The 15,408-nt window shown below is 39.7% G+C and carries 16 protein-coding genes and 2 pseudogenes; 10 read left to right on the forward strand and 8 right to left on the reverse strand.

Features of this window, described 5'->3' with window-relative positions; all coding sequences use genetic code 11:
• Positions 1-37 precede the first annotated feature (37 nt).
• On the reverse strand, positions 38-688 hold the full coding sequence (locus V6E90_RS04215) for a hypothetical protein (RefSeq protein ID WP_332604608.1): 651 nt from the start codon (positions 686-688) through the stop codon (positions 38-40).
• Between the two features lie 73 nt (positions 689-761).
• Here V6E90_RS04215 and V6E90_RS04220 point away from each other — a divergent pair.
• From V6E90_RS04220 to V6E90_RS04245, 5 genes and pseudogenes are all read left to right on the forward strand, one after another.
• Positions 762-1,121, forward strand: a pseudogene (locus V6E90_RS04220) (hypothetical protein).
• A 1-nt stretch (position 1,122) separates the two neighbouring features.
• Positions 1,123-2,532, forward strand: a pseudogene (locus V6E90_RS21830) (hypothetical protein).
• Positions 2,532-2,969, forward strand: a complete 438-nt coding sequence (locus V6E90_RS04235; protein ID WP_332604611.1) for a hypothetical protein — start codon at positions 2,532-2,534, stop codon at positions 2,967-2,969. The pseudogene V6E90_RS21830 and the gene V6E90_RS04235 overlap by 1 nt, the downstream one beginning before the upstream one ends.
• An 85-nt stretch (positions 2,970-3,054) precedes the next feature.
• Positions 3,055-3,348 carry a hypothetical protein gene (locus tag V6E90_RS04240; protein WP_005242137.1) on the forward strand — a complete coding sequence of 98 codons (294 nt, stop codon included), beginning with the start codon at positions 3,055-3,057 and terminating at the stop codon, positions 3,346-3,348.
• A complete protein-coding gene (locus V6E90_RS04245; RefSeq protein WP_332604612.1) occupies positions 3,323-3,745 on the forward strand; it encodes a hypothetical protein in 423 nt (140 codons plus the stop codon). The genes V6E90_RS04240 and V6E90_RS04245 overlap by 26 nt, the downstream gene beginning before the upstream one ends.
• 183 nt (positions 3,746-3,928) lie before the next feature.
• Here V6E90_RS04245 and V6E90_RS04250 read toward each other — a convergent pair whose 3' ends face one another.
• Positions 3,929-4,756, reverse strand: a complete 828-nt coding sequence (locus tag V6E90_RS04250; protein ID WP_332604613.1) for an SDR family oxidoreductase — start codon at positions 4,754-4,756, stop codon at positions 3,929-3,931.
• 36 nt (positions 4,757-4,792) lie between these two features.
• Positions 4,793-5,509, reverse strand: a complete 717-nt coding sequence (locus tag V6E90_RS04255) for an enoyl-CoA hydratase/isomerase family protein (protein WP_005274523.1) — start codon at positions 5,507-5,509, stop codon at positions 4,793-4,795.
• 120 nt (positions 5,510-5,629) lie between these two features.
• Between V6E90_RS04255 and V6E90_RS04260 the strand changes: the two genes are divergently transcribed.
• The gene (locus tag V6E90_RS04260) at positions 5,630-6,712 is read left to right on the forward strand and encodes an AraC family transcriptional regulator (RefSeq protein WP_332604614.1); all 1,083 of its coding nucleotides are present in this window, start codon (positions 5,630-5,632) and stop codon (positions 6,710-6,712) included.
• Here the strand turns inward: V6E90_RS04260 and V6E90_RS04265 are convergent.
• Genes V6E90_RS04265 through V6E90_RS04280 form a run of 4 tightly spaced genes read right to left on the reverse strand, consistent with a single transcriptional unit; the run spans position 6,673 to position 10,741 of the window.
• Entirely contained in the window at positions 6,673-8,103 is a 1,431-nt protein-coding gene (locus V6E90_RS04265; protein ID WP_332604615.1) for an aminotransferase-like domain-containing protein, read from the reverse strand. The two genes, V6E90_RS04260 and V6E90_RS04265, sit on opposite strands and share 40 nt — an antisense overlap.
• Positions 8,104-8,162: 59 nt before the next feature.
• Positions 8,163-8,285 (reverse strand): hypothetical protein, encoded by a 123-nt coding sequence (locus V6E90_RS04270; protein ID WP_005154018.1) that lies wholly within the window; start codon positions 8,283-8,285, stop codon positions 8,163-8,165.
• Between the two features lie 13 nt (positions 8,286-8,298).
• Positions 8,299-9,303 carry a cytochrome d ubiquinol oxidase subunit II gene (gene cydB / locus V6E90_RS04275; protein ID WP_332604616.1) on the reverse strand — a complete coding sequence of 335 codons (1,005 nt, stop codon included), beginning with the start codon at positions 9,301-9,303 and terminating at the stop codon, positions 8,299-8,301.
• A complete protein-coding gene (locus V6E90_RS04280) occupies positions 9,296-10,741 on the reverse strand; it encodes a cytochrome ubiquinol oxidase subunit I (RefSeq protein ID WP_332604617.1) in 1,446 nt (481 codons plus the stop codon). The genes cydB and V6E90_RS04280 overlap by 8 nt, the downstream gene beginning before the upstream one ends.
• A 354-nt stretch (positions 10,742-11,095) precedes the next feature.
• On the opposite strand from V6E90_RS04280, the gene V6E90_RS04285 reads away from it, so the two are divergent.
• Entirely contained in the window at positions 11,096-11,914 is an 819-nt protein-coding gene (locus V6E90_RS04285; protein ID WP_216078084.1) for a hypothetical protein, read from the forward strand.
• 42 nt (positions 11,915-11,956) lie between these two features.
• Entirely contained in the window at positions 11,957-12,130 is a 174-nt protein-coding gene (locus V6E90_RS04290) for a cbb3-type cytochrome oxidase assembly protein (RefSeq protein ID WP_016542121.1), read from the forward strand.
• A gap of 105 nt (positions 12,131-12,235) precedes the next feature.
• Here V6E90_RS04290 and V6E90_RS04295 read toward each other — a convergent pair whose 3' ends face one another.
• A complete protein-coding gene (locus V6E90_RS04295; RefSeq protein WP_442881245.1) occupies positions 12,236-13,255 on the reverse strand; it encodes a helix-turn-helix domain-containing protein in 1,020 nt (339 codons plus the stop codon).
• A 163-nt stretch (positions 13,256-13,418) separates the two neighbouring features.
• Here V6E90_RS04295 and V6E90_RS04300 point away from each other — a divergent pair, with 163 nt between their 5' ends.
• Both V6E90_RS04300 and V6E90_RS04305 read left to right on the forward strand, forming a co-directional pair.
• Complete coding sequence (locus tag V6E90_RS04300) at positions 13,419-14,420, forward strand: putative solute-binding protein (protein WP_332604618.1); 1,002 nt, start codon at positions 13,419-13,421, stop codon at positions 14,418-14,420.
• 53 nt (positions 14,421-14,473) lie between these two features.
• Positions 14,474-15,385 carry a metal-dependent hydrolase gene (locus V6E90_RS04305; protein WP_016542124.1) on the forward strand — a complete coding sequence of 304 codons (912 nt, stop codon included), beginning with the start codon at positions 14,474-14,476 and terminating at the stop codon, positions 15,383-15,385.
• Positions 15,386-15,408: the final 23 nt, after the last annotated feature.

The following is a 15,408-nucleotide window of genomic DNA, read 5'->3' on the forward strand; positions in this document are numbered from 1 at the left end:
GTCGTTTTTTATTGTTCAGTGCACTCTTGGTTTTGGATCATTCCCCATGTCCCGATATTGTACGGGTACTACTAATATACTCATGGCAATAATCATCTTTTGTCTGAAAGAAGATATCAAAACTCGCACTCATCGTCTGATCTATTTGAACTTGTTTTTTAAATATTATATTTAACTGTTCGAGATAATAATTTACCCATTCATTTTTATTATTGAAATAGTAACAGGGTTTTAGATTGGCATATAATGTTTTTAATTCAGTCCTAATATGTGAAATATCGGGATTGAATAACCATAATATAATTTCATTGATTTTGAATTTTTCTAAGCGATATTCATCATTTTTGTTTGGCTGTATGGTGTAAAGCTGAGCTCCTGATAGTGTGCTCTTGGAATACATTATTTTTGTCGTTGTTATATGGAAGTTTTTTGCTTCTAATTCTCTCATAAGTATTGAAATTTTAAGACATTTTGGTAGGTCTTTAATATTCGATTTTGATAACTTTATAAAGAACTCAACTGCACGAGATATAACAGTCATTTCACCTGAACCTACGATAATCCCATTTTTCCATGCATATAGTTTAGGTGTTTGATCTGAATGAATTTTATAATCAATGGTTGCACTTCTATTATCAGCAGCAACAATAATACTGTCTTGTAATTGAATGGCTATAATAAAAGTCATACGATAAATTTTAAGGGTGGTAGATATTATTATTGTATTATTTTGGAGGGTTGTGTCAAATAAAGGGATGTTTATGGCTGGTGGGTCTCAAATAATTATTAATACAGATGGAATTACTTTTATTACTCCTGCAAAATTTGAAGCAAAAGCAGGGCAACATAAGTTCGTTACTGGGCAGAAGGTTTCTGTTCAACTTCCCAGATTAGCTGTGGCGGATCAACCCTAAATTCTTCAATATTTGGTGAAGAATAAAGACAACATTCCATTGGCAAATAAGCCGTATCTCATGATTGACCAAGCGGGAAATTTGCAAAAAGGTATCACAAGCGCCGAGGGTTTAATGAAACTCACGACAACGCCATCAGCTCAAAATTTGATTACGCATGTGATGGTGAGTGATGTGGAAGAAGCACAAGAAGCAGGAGAAGAATAGTATGGCAACACATTATTCCCGATTGCAATTTAAGCTCAAGCCGCCCTTACAATTTAAAGATTTCAGCTTTCAGTTCTTGGTTGTGAACCGAGAGCTTGGCAAGACTGTTTTTAAAGATGAGGGAAATTTTGACGATCATGGTTTTGGCAAATGGTTTCATATCTATCAACCCAATCGAGTGTTGATGTATAAAATTAAATATCGTGGTGAGGTCATCAAAACTGTTACAGCCAAAGCATATCCTGAGCCCAATAAGTGGAGTCTATTTGAGTTTAAAACAACTGTTGAAGCAACAGCAAAAGCTAAGGAAAATATAAAAGAAATCCAGATTCATGATGGTGAAGTTGCATGGTATCTCATTAAAAAGGCTGAACCCGTGATGACATAGTCACAGCGTATTTTTAAAAAACCATTGAGTGCAAAAGACTGGGAAATTTTAAAGGCAAATAACCCGCATTTATCTAACCTCGTTTCCATGGGGGTTTTACAGCCTGGGCAAGTGGTCATTATTGCGAATTCAACCACGGCGAAGGAATTATCTGAATATAAAAAACAGGCACAACAAGCCCAACAAAATCTGGAGCAAATGAAAAGGGATAAAGATTTTGATGCCGAATTTTTTGCTCAGAATTATGAGTTTTTCTACGATGCACTATTACGCGAAAATACAAAAATTGTTGGAAAAAAAGTATTAAATGACAATGAGCATCCTTTAACCATCTTATTCAACCAAGATGAAAAGAAGGGCAGTTTTTTTGAGCAGAAAATGGCGGCTGATGCGGCTTTAGTAATGGTGGAAGGGCAAGCAACTCGCATATATCGAATTCATGGTGAACTTGCACAAAAATTTGCGGAAGAAAGGGCAAGCGGCTCTGGCCTTGCAAATCCGAAAAATTTTGCCAGATTCAAACAAAAATACGCCAGCTTATATAATCAGCTAGATCAGGAATCGGTAAAAAGGTTTTTAAGATGGGATCAATCGATTCGAACCAATAATATGCGTCGGATGCTGAGCCAATCTGCATTTGTAAGAGACAGTAGCTATCAAGGCGGGATTAAAGATTATGTGAAAAAAATGGGTGAAATTGGCAAATTTGCCAGTCAGTTGAAAATTGCAGGTTATATGTCGATTGCGGCGGATGTGGTGAGTTCTGGTGTTGCTGTTTATGAAGCTGCACCAGAGGATAAAGCAAGAACAACAGTAGTTGAGACTGCGAAAGTTAGTGCAGGGGTCGGTTTTGGAGCATTTGCAAGTGTATTAATTATTGGTTTAGCGTCAGGCGGAACGGGATTGGTGGTTATTGGTATTGTCGCTGTCTCAGCAGCGTTAGCAGGGAAAGCTACAACAGAACTTGCAGGATGGAGTGTAGGTGAAGCCTATGATTATATTGAAGATATTAGGAGTAGATAATGTTAGAAATTTTATTATCTATGTCTGAAGATAGACCTGGTTTATTCATTGCTCTTATTGGCATGTTTTTTATGGCTTTACTATGGATATTTTTAATAAGTCTTTATATTTATATAAATATTTATTTAAAAGGGATTTGCAAGATTGTATATAAAGATGAGAAGCGGTTTACAAAATTGATGGAACCATTTGATTTTTTTTATCTGAGTATTCTGCCCAGTGCATATTGGAAAGAGATATTAAATGTAAAGTTTAACACTTCATTTAAGGCTTTCTATGGGAATAATGTATATTACAAAATAGGTGATTCTCAGTTAAAAGAGTTGTTGAAAAATTATCCAATGTTCTTTTTTCTTCATTATTTTTTCATGTTGTCGGGGCTTTTTAGTATGTTCTTATTATTCCTTGGCTATTCTATAGAGCACTTTTTTAAATAGGATTTATTTAAAATTTGAGGTGTGCTCTGATTTTGAATTTGTTGTTTAAATAGCAGCAGGATATCTTGCAATTGTTACGGATGCTGTGAATTCAAGTATAGCTGTTTATGAAGCTGCACCAGAGGATAAGGCGAGAACAACCGTGGTTGAGACTGCGAAAGTTGGGGGTGGAATAGGTTTTGGGATTGGAACGAGTGCTTTAATTATTAGTTTGGCTATAAGTGGTGCTAGGTTAGTAGTTATTGGGATAGTTGCTATTGCAGCACCAATAATAGGAAAGGTTTTTGGTGAGAAATTGGGATGGGGCGCAGGAAAAATATATGACATTGTTGAAGAAATAAGAGTAGGTAATAATGGATGTTATTTTTATAATTTTTAGTAAAGTTCCTATGATAGCAACTAGTTTTTTACTCTTTGCAATTTCTTCAATTCTTTATTTTATTCTTTATGTATATATAAATGTCAATTATAAAGGTATATTCAAAATTATGTTTCCAGAGAAGAAAATATATAAAAGGCCATTGGAACCTTTTAACTTTTTCTTTGTGAGTATGTTGCCAACAACTTTTTGGCGTGAAATACTAAATATAAAATATAATAAATCTTTTAAAAAAATATATGGTAAAGAGTTTTATTATCCTATTAATAAGGAGCAGTTGATTAATTTGCTTAGAAAATATCCTTTGTTTTTTTTAATTCAATATTTAGGCTTCTTTGCAGGCCTAACTTCCATGTTACTCATAATATATGCTTATATTTCAGATCGGTATTTCTAATGGTCTATATCGGGTTGCCTAAATGAATAACCTAAAATTATAAAATCAGACCTTTTCTTTTTTAAATCACAGGTTATGTCAATTGCTACAAATGTGGTGATTGTAGGTGTTACTAGCTAATTTTAACTGTGCTTTTGAAACGACCATAAGATGCATGTCTTAAGGTCGTTTTTTATTGTTGAATTAATCAAGAAAGAAATCTTTTTGTAGCTGGGTGTTGCCGCTGACACAGGCATATTGGGAAAAATCAGTTATACCAATACGCGCCAACGTTTGTTCATCAGTGAGGCTTTGTCCCGTAAGTTCACCTTTTGCCGTACTGTAAATTGCGAAAGCCGCATCAGCCATGATCTCAGGTTTACGGCTGAGTTGCTGTGTATTTTCCTCACCTAAATTTTTCGAAACTGCTGCTGTGGCGATATAGGTTTCAGGCCACAGGGTATTACAAGAAATACCATAGTGTCGAAATTCTTCTGCCATCCCCAAAGTCAAAATGGTCATACCATATTTAGACAATGCATAAGGTGAGAGCATACCTAACCATTTCGGTGACATATTCACAGGTGGTGATAGACTCAAAATATGCGGATGCTCTGCTTGTTTGAGATAAGGTAAAGCGGCCTGCGCACAAATAAAAGTGGCACGGTGATTAATGCTTTGGATTAGGTCATATTGTTTTAATGAAGTGGCTTCGACACCGGTGAGTGCAATTGCACCTGCATTATTTATTAATACATCAATACCACCAAAGTTTTTGGCTGCTTGTTGCATGGCAGCATGAATTTGCTGTTCATCGCGCACATCTAAAAGCAATGGCAATGCATGGCCACCCGCAGCCTCAATCTCTTCAGCGACGCTATAAATTGTGCCTGTTAATTTGGCTGTTTCCACTTCAGTTTTTGCTGCAATTACCACATTTGCACCTGCCTGTGCAGCTTTCAGTGCAATGGCTCGGCCAATTCCTCGGCTACCGCCCGTAATAAAAATGGTTTTTCCTTGCATATTTTTCATGGTGAAGTCCTGTCTTTAATTTTTATTGGGGTTGAATTAAATCATAAATGGGTGAGCGAATTTTTCAGGCTGATAAAGCTGACGTTGCTTGGCAATCTCGACAATCCGATGACGTAATTGGCGTTTGATTACGGCATAGGTCAGGCGATGCTTTTGTGACATTTCTTCCGCAAACTTAAATACTTCCAGATTTAATGATTCGGCAGGGTGAATCTGATGCACCACTTGCGCGTCTAAACACTCGGCACCTGTCATGGTTTTTCCAGTTAAAGACATTTCCCAGATCGCATGCTGATTGGGAAGGAGTTGCACAATTTCTGCAATACAGTCGGTAAAGGGAATGGTCAGTTTGACTTCGGGAAAACAAAAGCGTCCTTTGTCTGCTCGCATCAAGCGGAAGTCACAGGCTGATGCCAAAATTGCACCACCTGCATAAGCATTGCCATTAATTTCAGCAATCACAGGGAGGTTAAGCAAGGCCAAACGCAGCAGCATATTTTCCAGTTGTAAGGTGAAGGCTTTTTTATCTTGCATAGACTGTTGCATTAGCCAAGCGAGGTCTAGACCATTACAAAAGGTCTTGGGGTGATCACTTTGAATCACCAGACAGGCGTTATGCGAATCACGCTCAATTTCATCAAAGATCTCGATATATTCATTCAGCACATCTTGGTTTAAGACATTGTCCTGATCGCCATTGGTTAAGGTGAGAACATAAATGGACTGTTGCTGATCAAGCGTCATGGTGGTCATTGAAGCGCTTCCTGATAGTGCGTTAGTTTTTTTGATTGCAGTCATTATTCCCAATAAAACACTCGCACAATAGGTGGGACTATGCCATATTGATGATCATTTTAGGACAGTGGATGTTCGATGCGAGATCCGTTTGGATTGTTTCAGGAAACCATTTCCGTTTCTTATGCACATCTGTTATTGGAAATTGTGCATGATTATGCCATTGATACTGAAACAGTTCTGTCTGGTACGGGATTAAGGCTCGCAGAAATGAAACAAGCCGATGCCAAAATGAGTGCGCACCAGTGGTCAAAACTGGTGGTGAATGCTTTAAAGCTGACGGGCAATCCACGTCTAGGCATTGAATATGGCTTTAAATTACGCCCGACGTCGCATGGGGCGCTAGGTTTTGCATTTCTCAGCTGTACCGATGTCGAAACTGCTTTAAGCCTTTGCCAGCAATATTTCTGTACCCGCATTCAGAATTTCACCCCTGAATGGCACATCGAGAACGACTTTGTCTATGTGCATTTGGATGATGTACATCCTGTAAAATTGGGTGGGGCAGAACAATCTGATCAATTAAGGTCCTTTTTAATTGAAAGCTTACTATTTGGTGCCATTCATTTTCTCAGTTTATTTTCTAAAAAAATTGCAGAAAATTGTGAGGTCTTTGTCGACTGGGCAGATGCACAGAATTATAAAAGTGTCGATCTTGCTCAAATCAGCATTCATTTTAATCAGCAACGTAATGGTCTGCGTTTTCCCAAGCACTATCTACAGTGTAAAAATCCAAATGCAGATCAAATGGCCTTTCAACAAGCACTGCTGTATTGCGAAAATGACAAACTGAAATTACTCAAAGAAGCGACCCGTGACCTACAGAAAAGCATTCGTTCCGAGTTGCTCTATAAAGCAGGCAATGCCTATCCAACCTTGCCCATGATTGCACAGCGTTTGAATATGTCTGAGCGCACCATCAAGCGGCATTTGCAAGCACAAGGAACGACCTTTTTACAGATTTTAGCGGAGGTTCGTTTTAATCAAGCCAAGAAATTATTGCAACAGCCACAATACAGTATTCAGGATGTTGCTGGTCTTGTGGGCTATGAAGAAGCCACTAATTTTATCCGTGCTTTTAAAAAGATGTTTGGGGAAACGCCGAGTCAGTATCGGAAAAGCTATTTGTCCAAGGCTGATTCATCTAACATCACATTTTGAATGGTTTGAATAAAGCATTCCAGTGCATGTTGAATCTGTTCGGTCCATTCAAAGGAACAATTCATGCGAATAAAATGTTGATGTGAGGGCAGTACATTAAATAACGGACTTGGCGCAACACCCACCTGTTGCTGAATCAGTTGTTCATACACCTGCATGCTACTGACTTTTTCTGGCAGTTGGATCCAGAGAAAATAGCCACTTGGATAGTTATACACTTTACAGTCTTTAGGCAGATGTTGTTTCAGATATTGAAAGAACTGCTTTTTATTCTTTTCCAAAGCCCGTCTAAGCATTCTTAAATGCTTTTCATAATGATGATGGGAGAGAAACTCCACCAGTGCATTTTGAATCAAGGCATTGGCAGAAATGGTACTCATCAATTGCAGATGCTGAATATGCTCGGAAAATTTACCTGCATAGACCCAACCCATACGAAAACCTGAACCCAAGGTTTTGGAAAAAGAAGAGCAGTGCAACACCAGATTCTGCTGATCAAAATACTTCATGGGTAGTGGTTTTTGATTACCATAAAATAATTCTTCATAGACATCATCTTCGATCAAATGAATTTGGTGTTCATGCAAAAGCTTGGCAATTTTATATTTAATTTCATCGCTGACGGTAAAGCCAATCGGATTGTGTGCATTCAGCATAAACCAGCAGACTTTGATCGGATAGCTTTTAATGACCTGTTCAAAGGCTTCGATATCAAAGCCATGCTGTGGATGTTCTGGCAGCGTAATCACCTTGAGTCCCAAACGTTCAGCCGCCTGCCATGCACCATAGAAAATGGTTTGCTGTAACAAGATATAATCGCCCGGTTGGGTAATCGCTTGCAGGGAAAGATTGAGGGCTTCCAACCCTCCAGAGGTGATGACAATGTCATCGGCATCGGTAGGAATCCCCTGCATACAATAGCGTTGCGCAATCAGTTTTCTGAGGGCTAAATTCCCGGGTGGGAGGTTGGTGGTCTGATCATAACTATGTCGATTACGGGAAAGCTGTCCCATGATCTGGATCAGCTTGGGCGGATACAGCAACTGACTGTCTGGGAAAGCCGAACCTAGGGGACTGACCTGTTTAGACTGAATCGATTTAAGATACTTAAACACCAAGGAGTTGATTTCAATTTTGGGATTTAAAGACACCACTGAATAGGCTTGTGGAATCTGAATATTATTTTGCTCAGCCACAAAATAACCTGACTTTTCTTTGGAATAAATCAGCCCTTGTGCTTCCAGTTCTTGGTAAGCATTCATCACCGTAATTAAGCTAAAGCCTGAGCGCTGTACTTGTTCACGCAAAGAGGGTAGTTTGGTGTGCGGTTTCCATGACCCATTCTCAATGAGAAGTTTGAGCTGGTGTGCTAACTGTTCTGATTTATACATAAACTCAAGTGAATCCGTAGAGATGGAACAGCTTTTATGCTAGCTGTTCCATCTCTTTTTTAATAAGCAAACATCAATAACAGTCTAAATAAACCTGCAATGATGGCAAGTGCAAAAAAACCAACTAACCATAAGATTATAAACCATTGCGTTTGGCTTAAATGCAGAGATTTTATTTTCATGCAAAGCTGCTCCTTAGTGATAACCTGTATCTCCAACCCGTACTTTATCCCTAAACACCCAGTAAGAGAGGATGGTGTAGGCAATAATGATTGGGATTAAAATGACAGCCCCAACCAAGGCAAACTTTTGACTGGAATGCGGTGCAGCTGCTTCCCAAATGGTAACCGATGGTGGAATAATATTCGGCCAGAGGCTGATCACAAATCCAGTAAAGGCCAAGAATACCAAGGCCAAGGTATAGATAAATGGCTTGAAATCCTGACGCTGTTTACATGCTTTTAAAATCAGGAAGGTAAACAACAACACCAAGATCGGTACTGGGCTAAAGTACAGCAGATTTGGCAAGGCAAACCAACGTGCTGCAATTTCAGGATGCGTGAGTGGGGTATATAGACTCACCCCTGCAAATACCACAAACAGTAAGATGATCAGTTTAGGCATCAATCCATACATTTGATCTTGTAATTCATGATCGGTTTTCATAATCAGCCAGCCACAACCAAGCGCGGCGTACATCGCAACTACACCCAGCCCTGTAAATAGAGCGAATGGGGTCAGCCAATCCAAGCCTGAACCTGAGAAAATACCATTGGTGGTTTGGATGCCTTGAATATAAGCCCCTAAAATCACACCTTGCAGGAAGCTGGATAGAATTGAACCCCAGATAAATGCTTGATCCCATAAATATTTGGTGCGATTGGCTTTAAAACGAAACTCAAAAGCAACACCACGGAAAATCAGTGCAATCACCATGAGGGTAATTGGCATATACAAAGCTGAAAGCACCGTTGAATAGACCAATGGGAAGGCAGCAAATAAGCCAGCACCACCAAGTACCATCCACGTTTCATTGCCATCCCAGACAGGTGCGACGGTATTCATCATCACATCACGTTCTTCGCTGCTTTTGATAAAGGGGAACAGAATGCCAATGCCGAGATCAAAACCATCCAGAATGACATAGATCAGAACACCGAGACCGATAATGCCAACCCAAATCAGAGATAAATCAATCATGGTGCTTCTCCTTGTTTGGGTCTTGCTGATCAATGCTTTCATCAACTGCACTTAATGGACGCATTGGGGTTTTGAAGTGACCATGGCCAGCTGGCTCAAGATCAATCGCTTCAATAAATTCAGGACCTTTTTTCAGTAACTTCAGCATGTAATAAATACCGCTACCAAACACGATGGTATAGACCACCACAAAGATAATCAGACTGATACCGACTTGATCCGCAGTGACTGTATGCGATAAACCATCTTTGGTACGCATCACCCCATACACCACCCAAGGTTGACGGCCTACTTCAGTGGTGACCCAGCCTGCAAGTAGCGCAATATAGCCTGTTGGTCCCATGACAAAAGCGAATTTATGAAACCACGAGGAACCATACAATTTGCCTTTTTTACGTAACCACAAAGCAATGAAAGAGAGCAGTACCATTAACATGCCAAGCCCAACCATGACACGGAAACTCCAGAACACAATGGTCGAATTTGGTCGGTCTTCTGGGGCAAATTCTTTTAAGCCTTTCACTGTGCCATCCATGGAGTGGGTCAGGATCAGACTACCTAAATTGGGAATGGCAACGGCGTATTTAGTCCGTTCTTCTTGCATATCTGGAATACCAAACAGATAGAGCGGCATACCTTCATCATAATTGGTCTCCCAATGCCCCTCCATTGCGGCAAGTTTGGCAGGTTGATGTTTCAATGTATTCAAACCATGATTATCACCAATGACCACTTGCAAACACGAGGTGACGAGTACCATCCATAGCCCCATGGAAAAGGATTTTTTCACTAACTCATCGCGTCGGCCTTTAATCAGATGCCATGCAGCAGTACCCACCACCAGTAAGGAGGACACTAAAAATGCAGCGGCTGCCATATGGGCAAAGCGATAAGGGAAAGAGGGGTTAAACACAATAGCCCACCAGTCGGTTGGCACAATAATCCCGTTTTCAATGGCAAAACCTTGAGGTGTTTGCATCCAACTGTTGGAGGACAAAATCCAGAACATGGAAATACAAGTGCCGATCGCAACCATCAGGGTGGCAAAGAAATGGGCTTTGGGGCTGACGCGTCCCCAACCAAAGAGCATGATGCCCAAGAAGCCTGCTTCCAAGAAGAAGGCACTCAGGACTTCATAGGTGAGTAATGGGCCTGTAACACTCCCTGCAACACGGGAAAATTCGCTCCAGTTCGTCCCAAACTGGTAGCTCATCACTACGCCAGAGACGACTCCCATCCCAAAGGCAACCGCAAAGATTTTAATCCAGTATTTGAATAGATCTTTATAAATCGGGTTTTGGGTGCGTAGCCATTTCCATTCCAGCATGGTAAGAAAACAGGCGAGACCAATCGAGGTGGCGGGAAAGATAATGTGAAATGAAACAGTAAATGCAAACTGTATTCGGGCTAATTCTAAAGCAGTGAGACCGAGATCCATATATCCTCTCCTATAACAGACTTAAACGAGTCGCTAGGAAAATGTGAAAGAACGGACTTAAACCCTTAAAAATAAGCAGAACCTAAAAACGGTATTGGAATATTTCAAAGTAATTTAAGTTTTATTCATCATCCAATCTTCTGTTGTATATGAGTAGATACAATTTCTTTTTGTTTTTTTATAACAGATGAGCATTTCAACCATGATCTGTTATATTTTTTTAAGCAAACTCTGTAGCTATTCAGCAATTCAGACCTGATTCAAAATAGCATAAGCAACGATGCAGTGTGTTTGAATATTGATCAATCATTGTAAGTTGTCTAAGCAAAACTTCTGACTGAATGGCGTATGACTATGTTTGTAACCGAAGAACTCAATGCGATGATTCGACTGTTTAAAGACAGTTTACCTTCGCAATCAGTACAAGAACAGCTACGTCTTGAATATGTAAATCTTGAAGCAACACTATTGAGAGGCAAAGTGCTGAGAGATTTTTCTAAAGAGCAGGTCGCTTATATTGCTCAAGCTGAAATTGTGAAGAATGACAATAATCTAGCCTACTTATTCGCACCATTGATTATTGCCAATTTAAATCAGCCTGTGATTTACACAACACCGATCTCTTCACCTGTACTTCAGATTTTGAATCAATATTATCAGGCGGAGAAAAGCGTCACGCTCAAAATCGAAGATGTGATTCAGAGTCTCAAACTCTATATTGATCTGGTGAATCATGCCAAAACTGAAGAAGATTTTCTGTTTCGCTGTCTGGTCAAGGCGCTGTGTCGAACGGATATCTTTCATATCTTCTTGATCACACATTTGCCGATTGATCATCAACAGATAAGGGTCTTAGAAGATTATTTTGATGTGAAAATTGATGTCATTCGTGCGGATAAGACTGAAAGCATGCTGAATGATGAATTGATCAATACCCGAAAGTTATTATTTAAAAACAAAGATGAATGGCACAAAAAAGTCTGCACTTTGTTTGCACAGTTAAATGCTCAACTGATCGCACAAATTGGTCAATTTAGTCCAGCTCAAGCAGCGCATTTAATTGAAGATATGTTTTATTCAGAACATATTTTTGAAAAATTATCGGTGTATGCAGAATACATGCAAACTCGTATTCAAAATGGTGCCAGCTTTAAAACCTTGTCCACAATGTGATTGTATCGAATTGAATTTTAATATTTGAATAGGAGCAGAGCGATGTCTCAAGAGCAATCGAAGTTTCCCTACCTTGCGGTTGGAATCAGTATTTTATTGGGTTGTTTATTTTTGGTCTTTTTCTTTCTTGCAGTCAGTAATCAGCCAGATTATATGCCATCACAGCAGAAGCAAAATGCGTCCCAAGTACAGTCAGCTACACCTAGTAACAAGTAAATAATGCATGCTGATAAAAAATAACCTCTCACTTTTTCTCTCTTACTGGTGATCCGAGCACTTGCCAGTAAGTTTTTTTATTGATTGCTGAAGTACCGAATCATTCTAGCTCGCATGATAAAGTGAGTAACGCCGTGGCGAAGTACCTGTCCAGCGTTTGAAAGCCCGTGAGAAGTTTTTAGTATTGCTATAGCCGAGATGGTCTGCAATATTTTCGAGGGATAAATGGGGATTTTTCAGCAGTTGAATAGCTTTTTCACATCTGACTTTTTCGACCAGTTCTCTAAAACTGGTGCCTTCACTTTCTAGTTTTCTCTGCAAAGCACGTTCAGTCATATGCAACTTTTTTAAAACTTCCGTTAAGGGACTAATGCCCATTGCTTCGTCATAGATTAAATCTTGTATGGTGCGGTTAAAACTATTCTGTTCCAATAGTTTACGCAACTGTGATTTACATTCCTCACGGGCTAAACGTTCCGCAATGGCATCTGAGTGAAGTAAGGGAAGATCTAAGATTTCTTTTTGAAACTCCAAACGAGTTGCAGGTTGATCAAATCTCACTTCACCTGGAATTAAGGGCAGTAATTTATCAAAATAATCGGGTTTGCTGAATTGCACATCGGCATAACCTGTTAATGTTTGCCCTGAAATAGTTTTCCCCATCTGTGCAAAGCCAAGAATGAGTGCAATTTGAATCACTTCATCCAGATAGTAGGCCTCGGTTTGTTCAAATAAGATCAGCGCACGTTCATCGACGACATCAAGCTGAATGGTGTGAATGCTGGATTGGAGTGAAATAAATTCTTGTGCAATATTGAGTGCTTGCTTTACATCTTTGGCGAGCATCGCTGCCATGCCCATCAAACCATGACAGGTAATGGTCATTTGCATGCCCAGATAAAAACCGAACTCTAAAGCAGGCACTCGTGTCAGTTCCAATGCACGTCGTAGGATCGACATCACGATTTTGGCATCAGCTCGCCATAACGGTTGCACCAATTGTTGTTGAGAGATACCAGAGCCATTCAATAATTCAACTGCTGAAATATCCCAACGCGAAACCACATCGACCATCAGTGCGATATAAGTGCCTGGAACTGTTTTTTCTAAATCTTTGCTGACCATAATAATGATGTCGGAAAATGATACCAAAATGGCGTACTAGGAACTATTACAGCATTTTTTTTTATTTAAAAATAGCCGCATCAACACTGTAGTAGACCGCTTATATTTGAGTGCTGCTGCTTTAGAGTGTCCAGATGAGTTAAAAATAACACTAGGATGGGGAATGAAAAAAGGAATTTTGATTACCGCCTTTATCTCGGTATTTTCAACGGCTACACAAGCGAAAGTTGATATTTGTGTCTTTGATTTACTTGGCAAGGCAGGTGAGTCCTACAAAATTGTAGAAGAATGGGCATTAGCTGCTAAAACGTGGAATGCGGAGCTTAATCTTATTGCCTATCAAGATGAAGCCAAAGCACAAAGTGATTTTGAAGCTGGAAAATGTGATGGGGTATCGATGACCTCCATGCGCGCACGTAAATACAATAAATTTGCAGGTTCGATTGATGCTTTAGGCGCGATTACAAGTCCTTCGATTGCACAAAAAGCCATTCGCTATGTGTTAGACCCACGTAATAGACACCGTTTAGTCTCCAATATCGGGACTGAGCAATATGAGGTTGCTGCAATTGCTCAAATTGGTTTGGCCTATGTCTTTGTCAGAGATAAAACCATTAACACCATTGAGAAGGGCAAAGGCAAGAAGTTTGCTTATTTACATTATGACCAAGCCCAAAAAATGATTGTTGATCGACTTGAGTTGGTGGGAGTCCCTTCAGAAATTTCCGACTTTGCGAAGAAATTTAATAACAAACAGGTCGATGTGATTGCTGCACCTGCCTATGCATATCGTCCCCTAGAAATTGCTAAGGGTTTGGGGAGTAATGGTGCCATGTTTGATTTTCCAGTGATTAATTTAACGGGTGACATCATTATTCGTCCAGAAAAATTTCCAGCAGGCTTTGGTATGAAATCGCGGGCTTGGGCGACCAAACAATTACCGAAAAATTTTGCCACGATTGCCCGTTTAGAAGCTGAAATCCCGGCGAAGTATAAACAAAGCTTATCTAATGAAGATAAGCGTCGTTACCAACAAATGTTACGTGATGGGCGAATGGAGCTGACCAAACTCGGAGTGTATGACCCCGTCATGATGGGGGTGCTAAAACGTGCACGCTGCACAGTTGAACGCACCAATTTTGAATGTTCATTGAGTGGTGAATAGCTCAAACGTTGCTTTAAATATTGAAAATGCTACAAAGAAAAGCTGAGGTTAATATGAATGCGCACACGCAGCATCACAAACTGGTTGCACGATCTGTAAAGTTTGATTTTTCCAATTCACCTGTGCAATGGATTCCAAATGATCCAATCTGTTCGCATTTGATTAATGGGATTAATTTAATCTTACCCGCAGGTGAGTTTTGGTTTTGTCGTGTCTATAACAAGGCCTTGGTTTATGTGAAAGATCCTGTTCTAACTGATGATGTAAAAGGCTTTATTCGTCAAGAAGCCACTCATGCACGTGCGCATCAAAGTGCTCAGGCGTTCTTGAAACAGCATGATTATGATTTGGAACCTGCGCTTAAAAAAATTAATTGGATTTTTGGTGTGTTACTCGGAGAAAGTCCTTTAGGAATCAAAGCATTGGAGATTCAATCTTTAGCGCATTTTTGGTTGATGACCCGAGTAGGGGTAGTTGCCGCCATTGAGCATTTTACGGGTGTGCTGGGGCAATGGTGTATGGATAATACATCATGGGACAAGGCTGACCCAGTGATTGCGGATATGTTCCGATGGCATTTGGCTGAAGAAGTCGAGCATCGCTGTGTTGCATTTGATTTATTTAAACAACTGCTGCCAAATCCGGTATTTTTTTATCTCTATCGTCAGTTTTTAATGCTGCTGGTTTTTCCTATCTTCATTTATTTGTTGGCAGATATTGCACGTGACTTAGGTAAACAAGATCCAGATATTAGCATTCGAAAAATTTTTAATCGAAATTTTTGGCGATTATTGCCGATTTATCAAAAACAGGCGAAAGCAACTGACAATGGCCCCACATTGACGTTTTTAACTCAAGCAACCATTCGCTGGATTTCCCCTCGTTTTCATCCAGAAACAGAAGGCAATACACAACAGGCTTTAGATTATTTAGCACGTTCAGCCGCCGTTCAGGCACTGAAATAATCATATGGGTGTGGCAAAAATAA

The sequence above is a fragment of the Acinetobacter sp. ESBL14 genome (genome assembly GCF_036668815.1).
GTDB classification, from domain to species: Bacteria; Pseudomonadota; Gammaproteobacteria; order Pseudomonadales; family Moraxellaceae; genus Acinetobacter; species Acinetobacter gyllenbergii.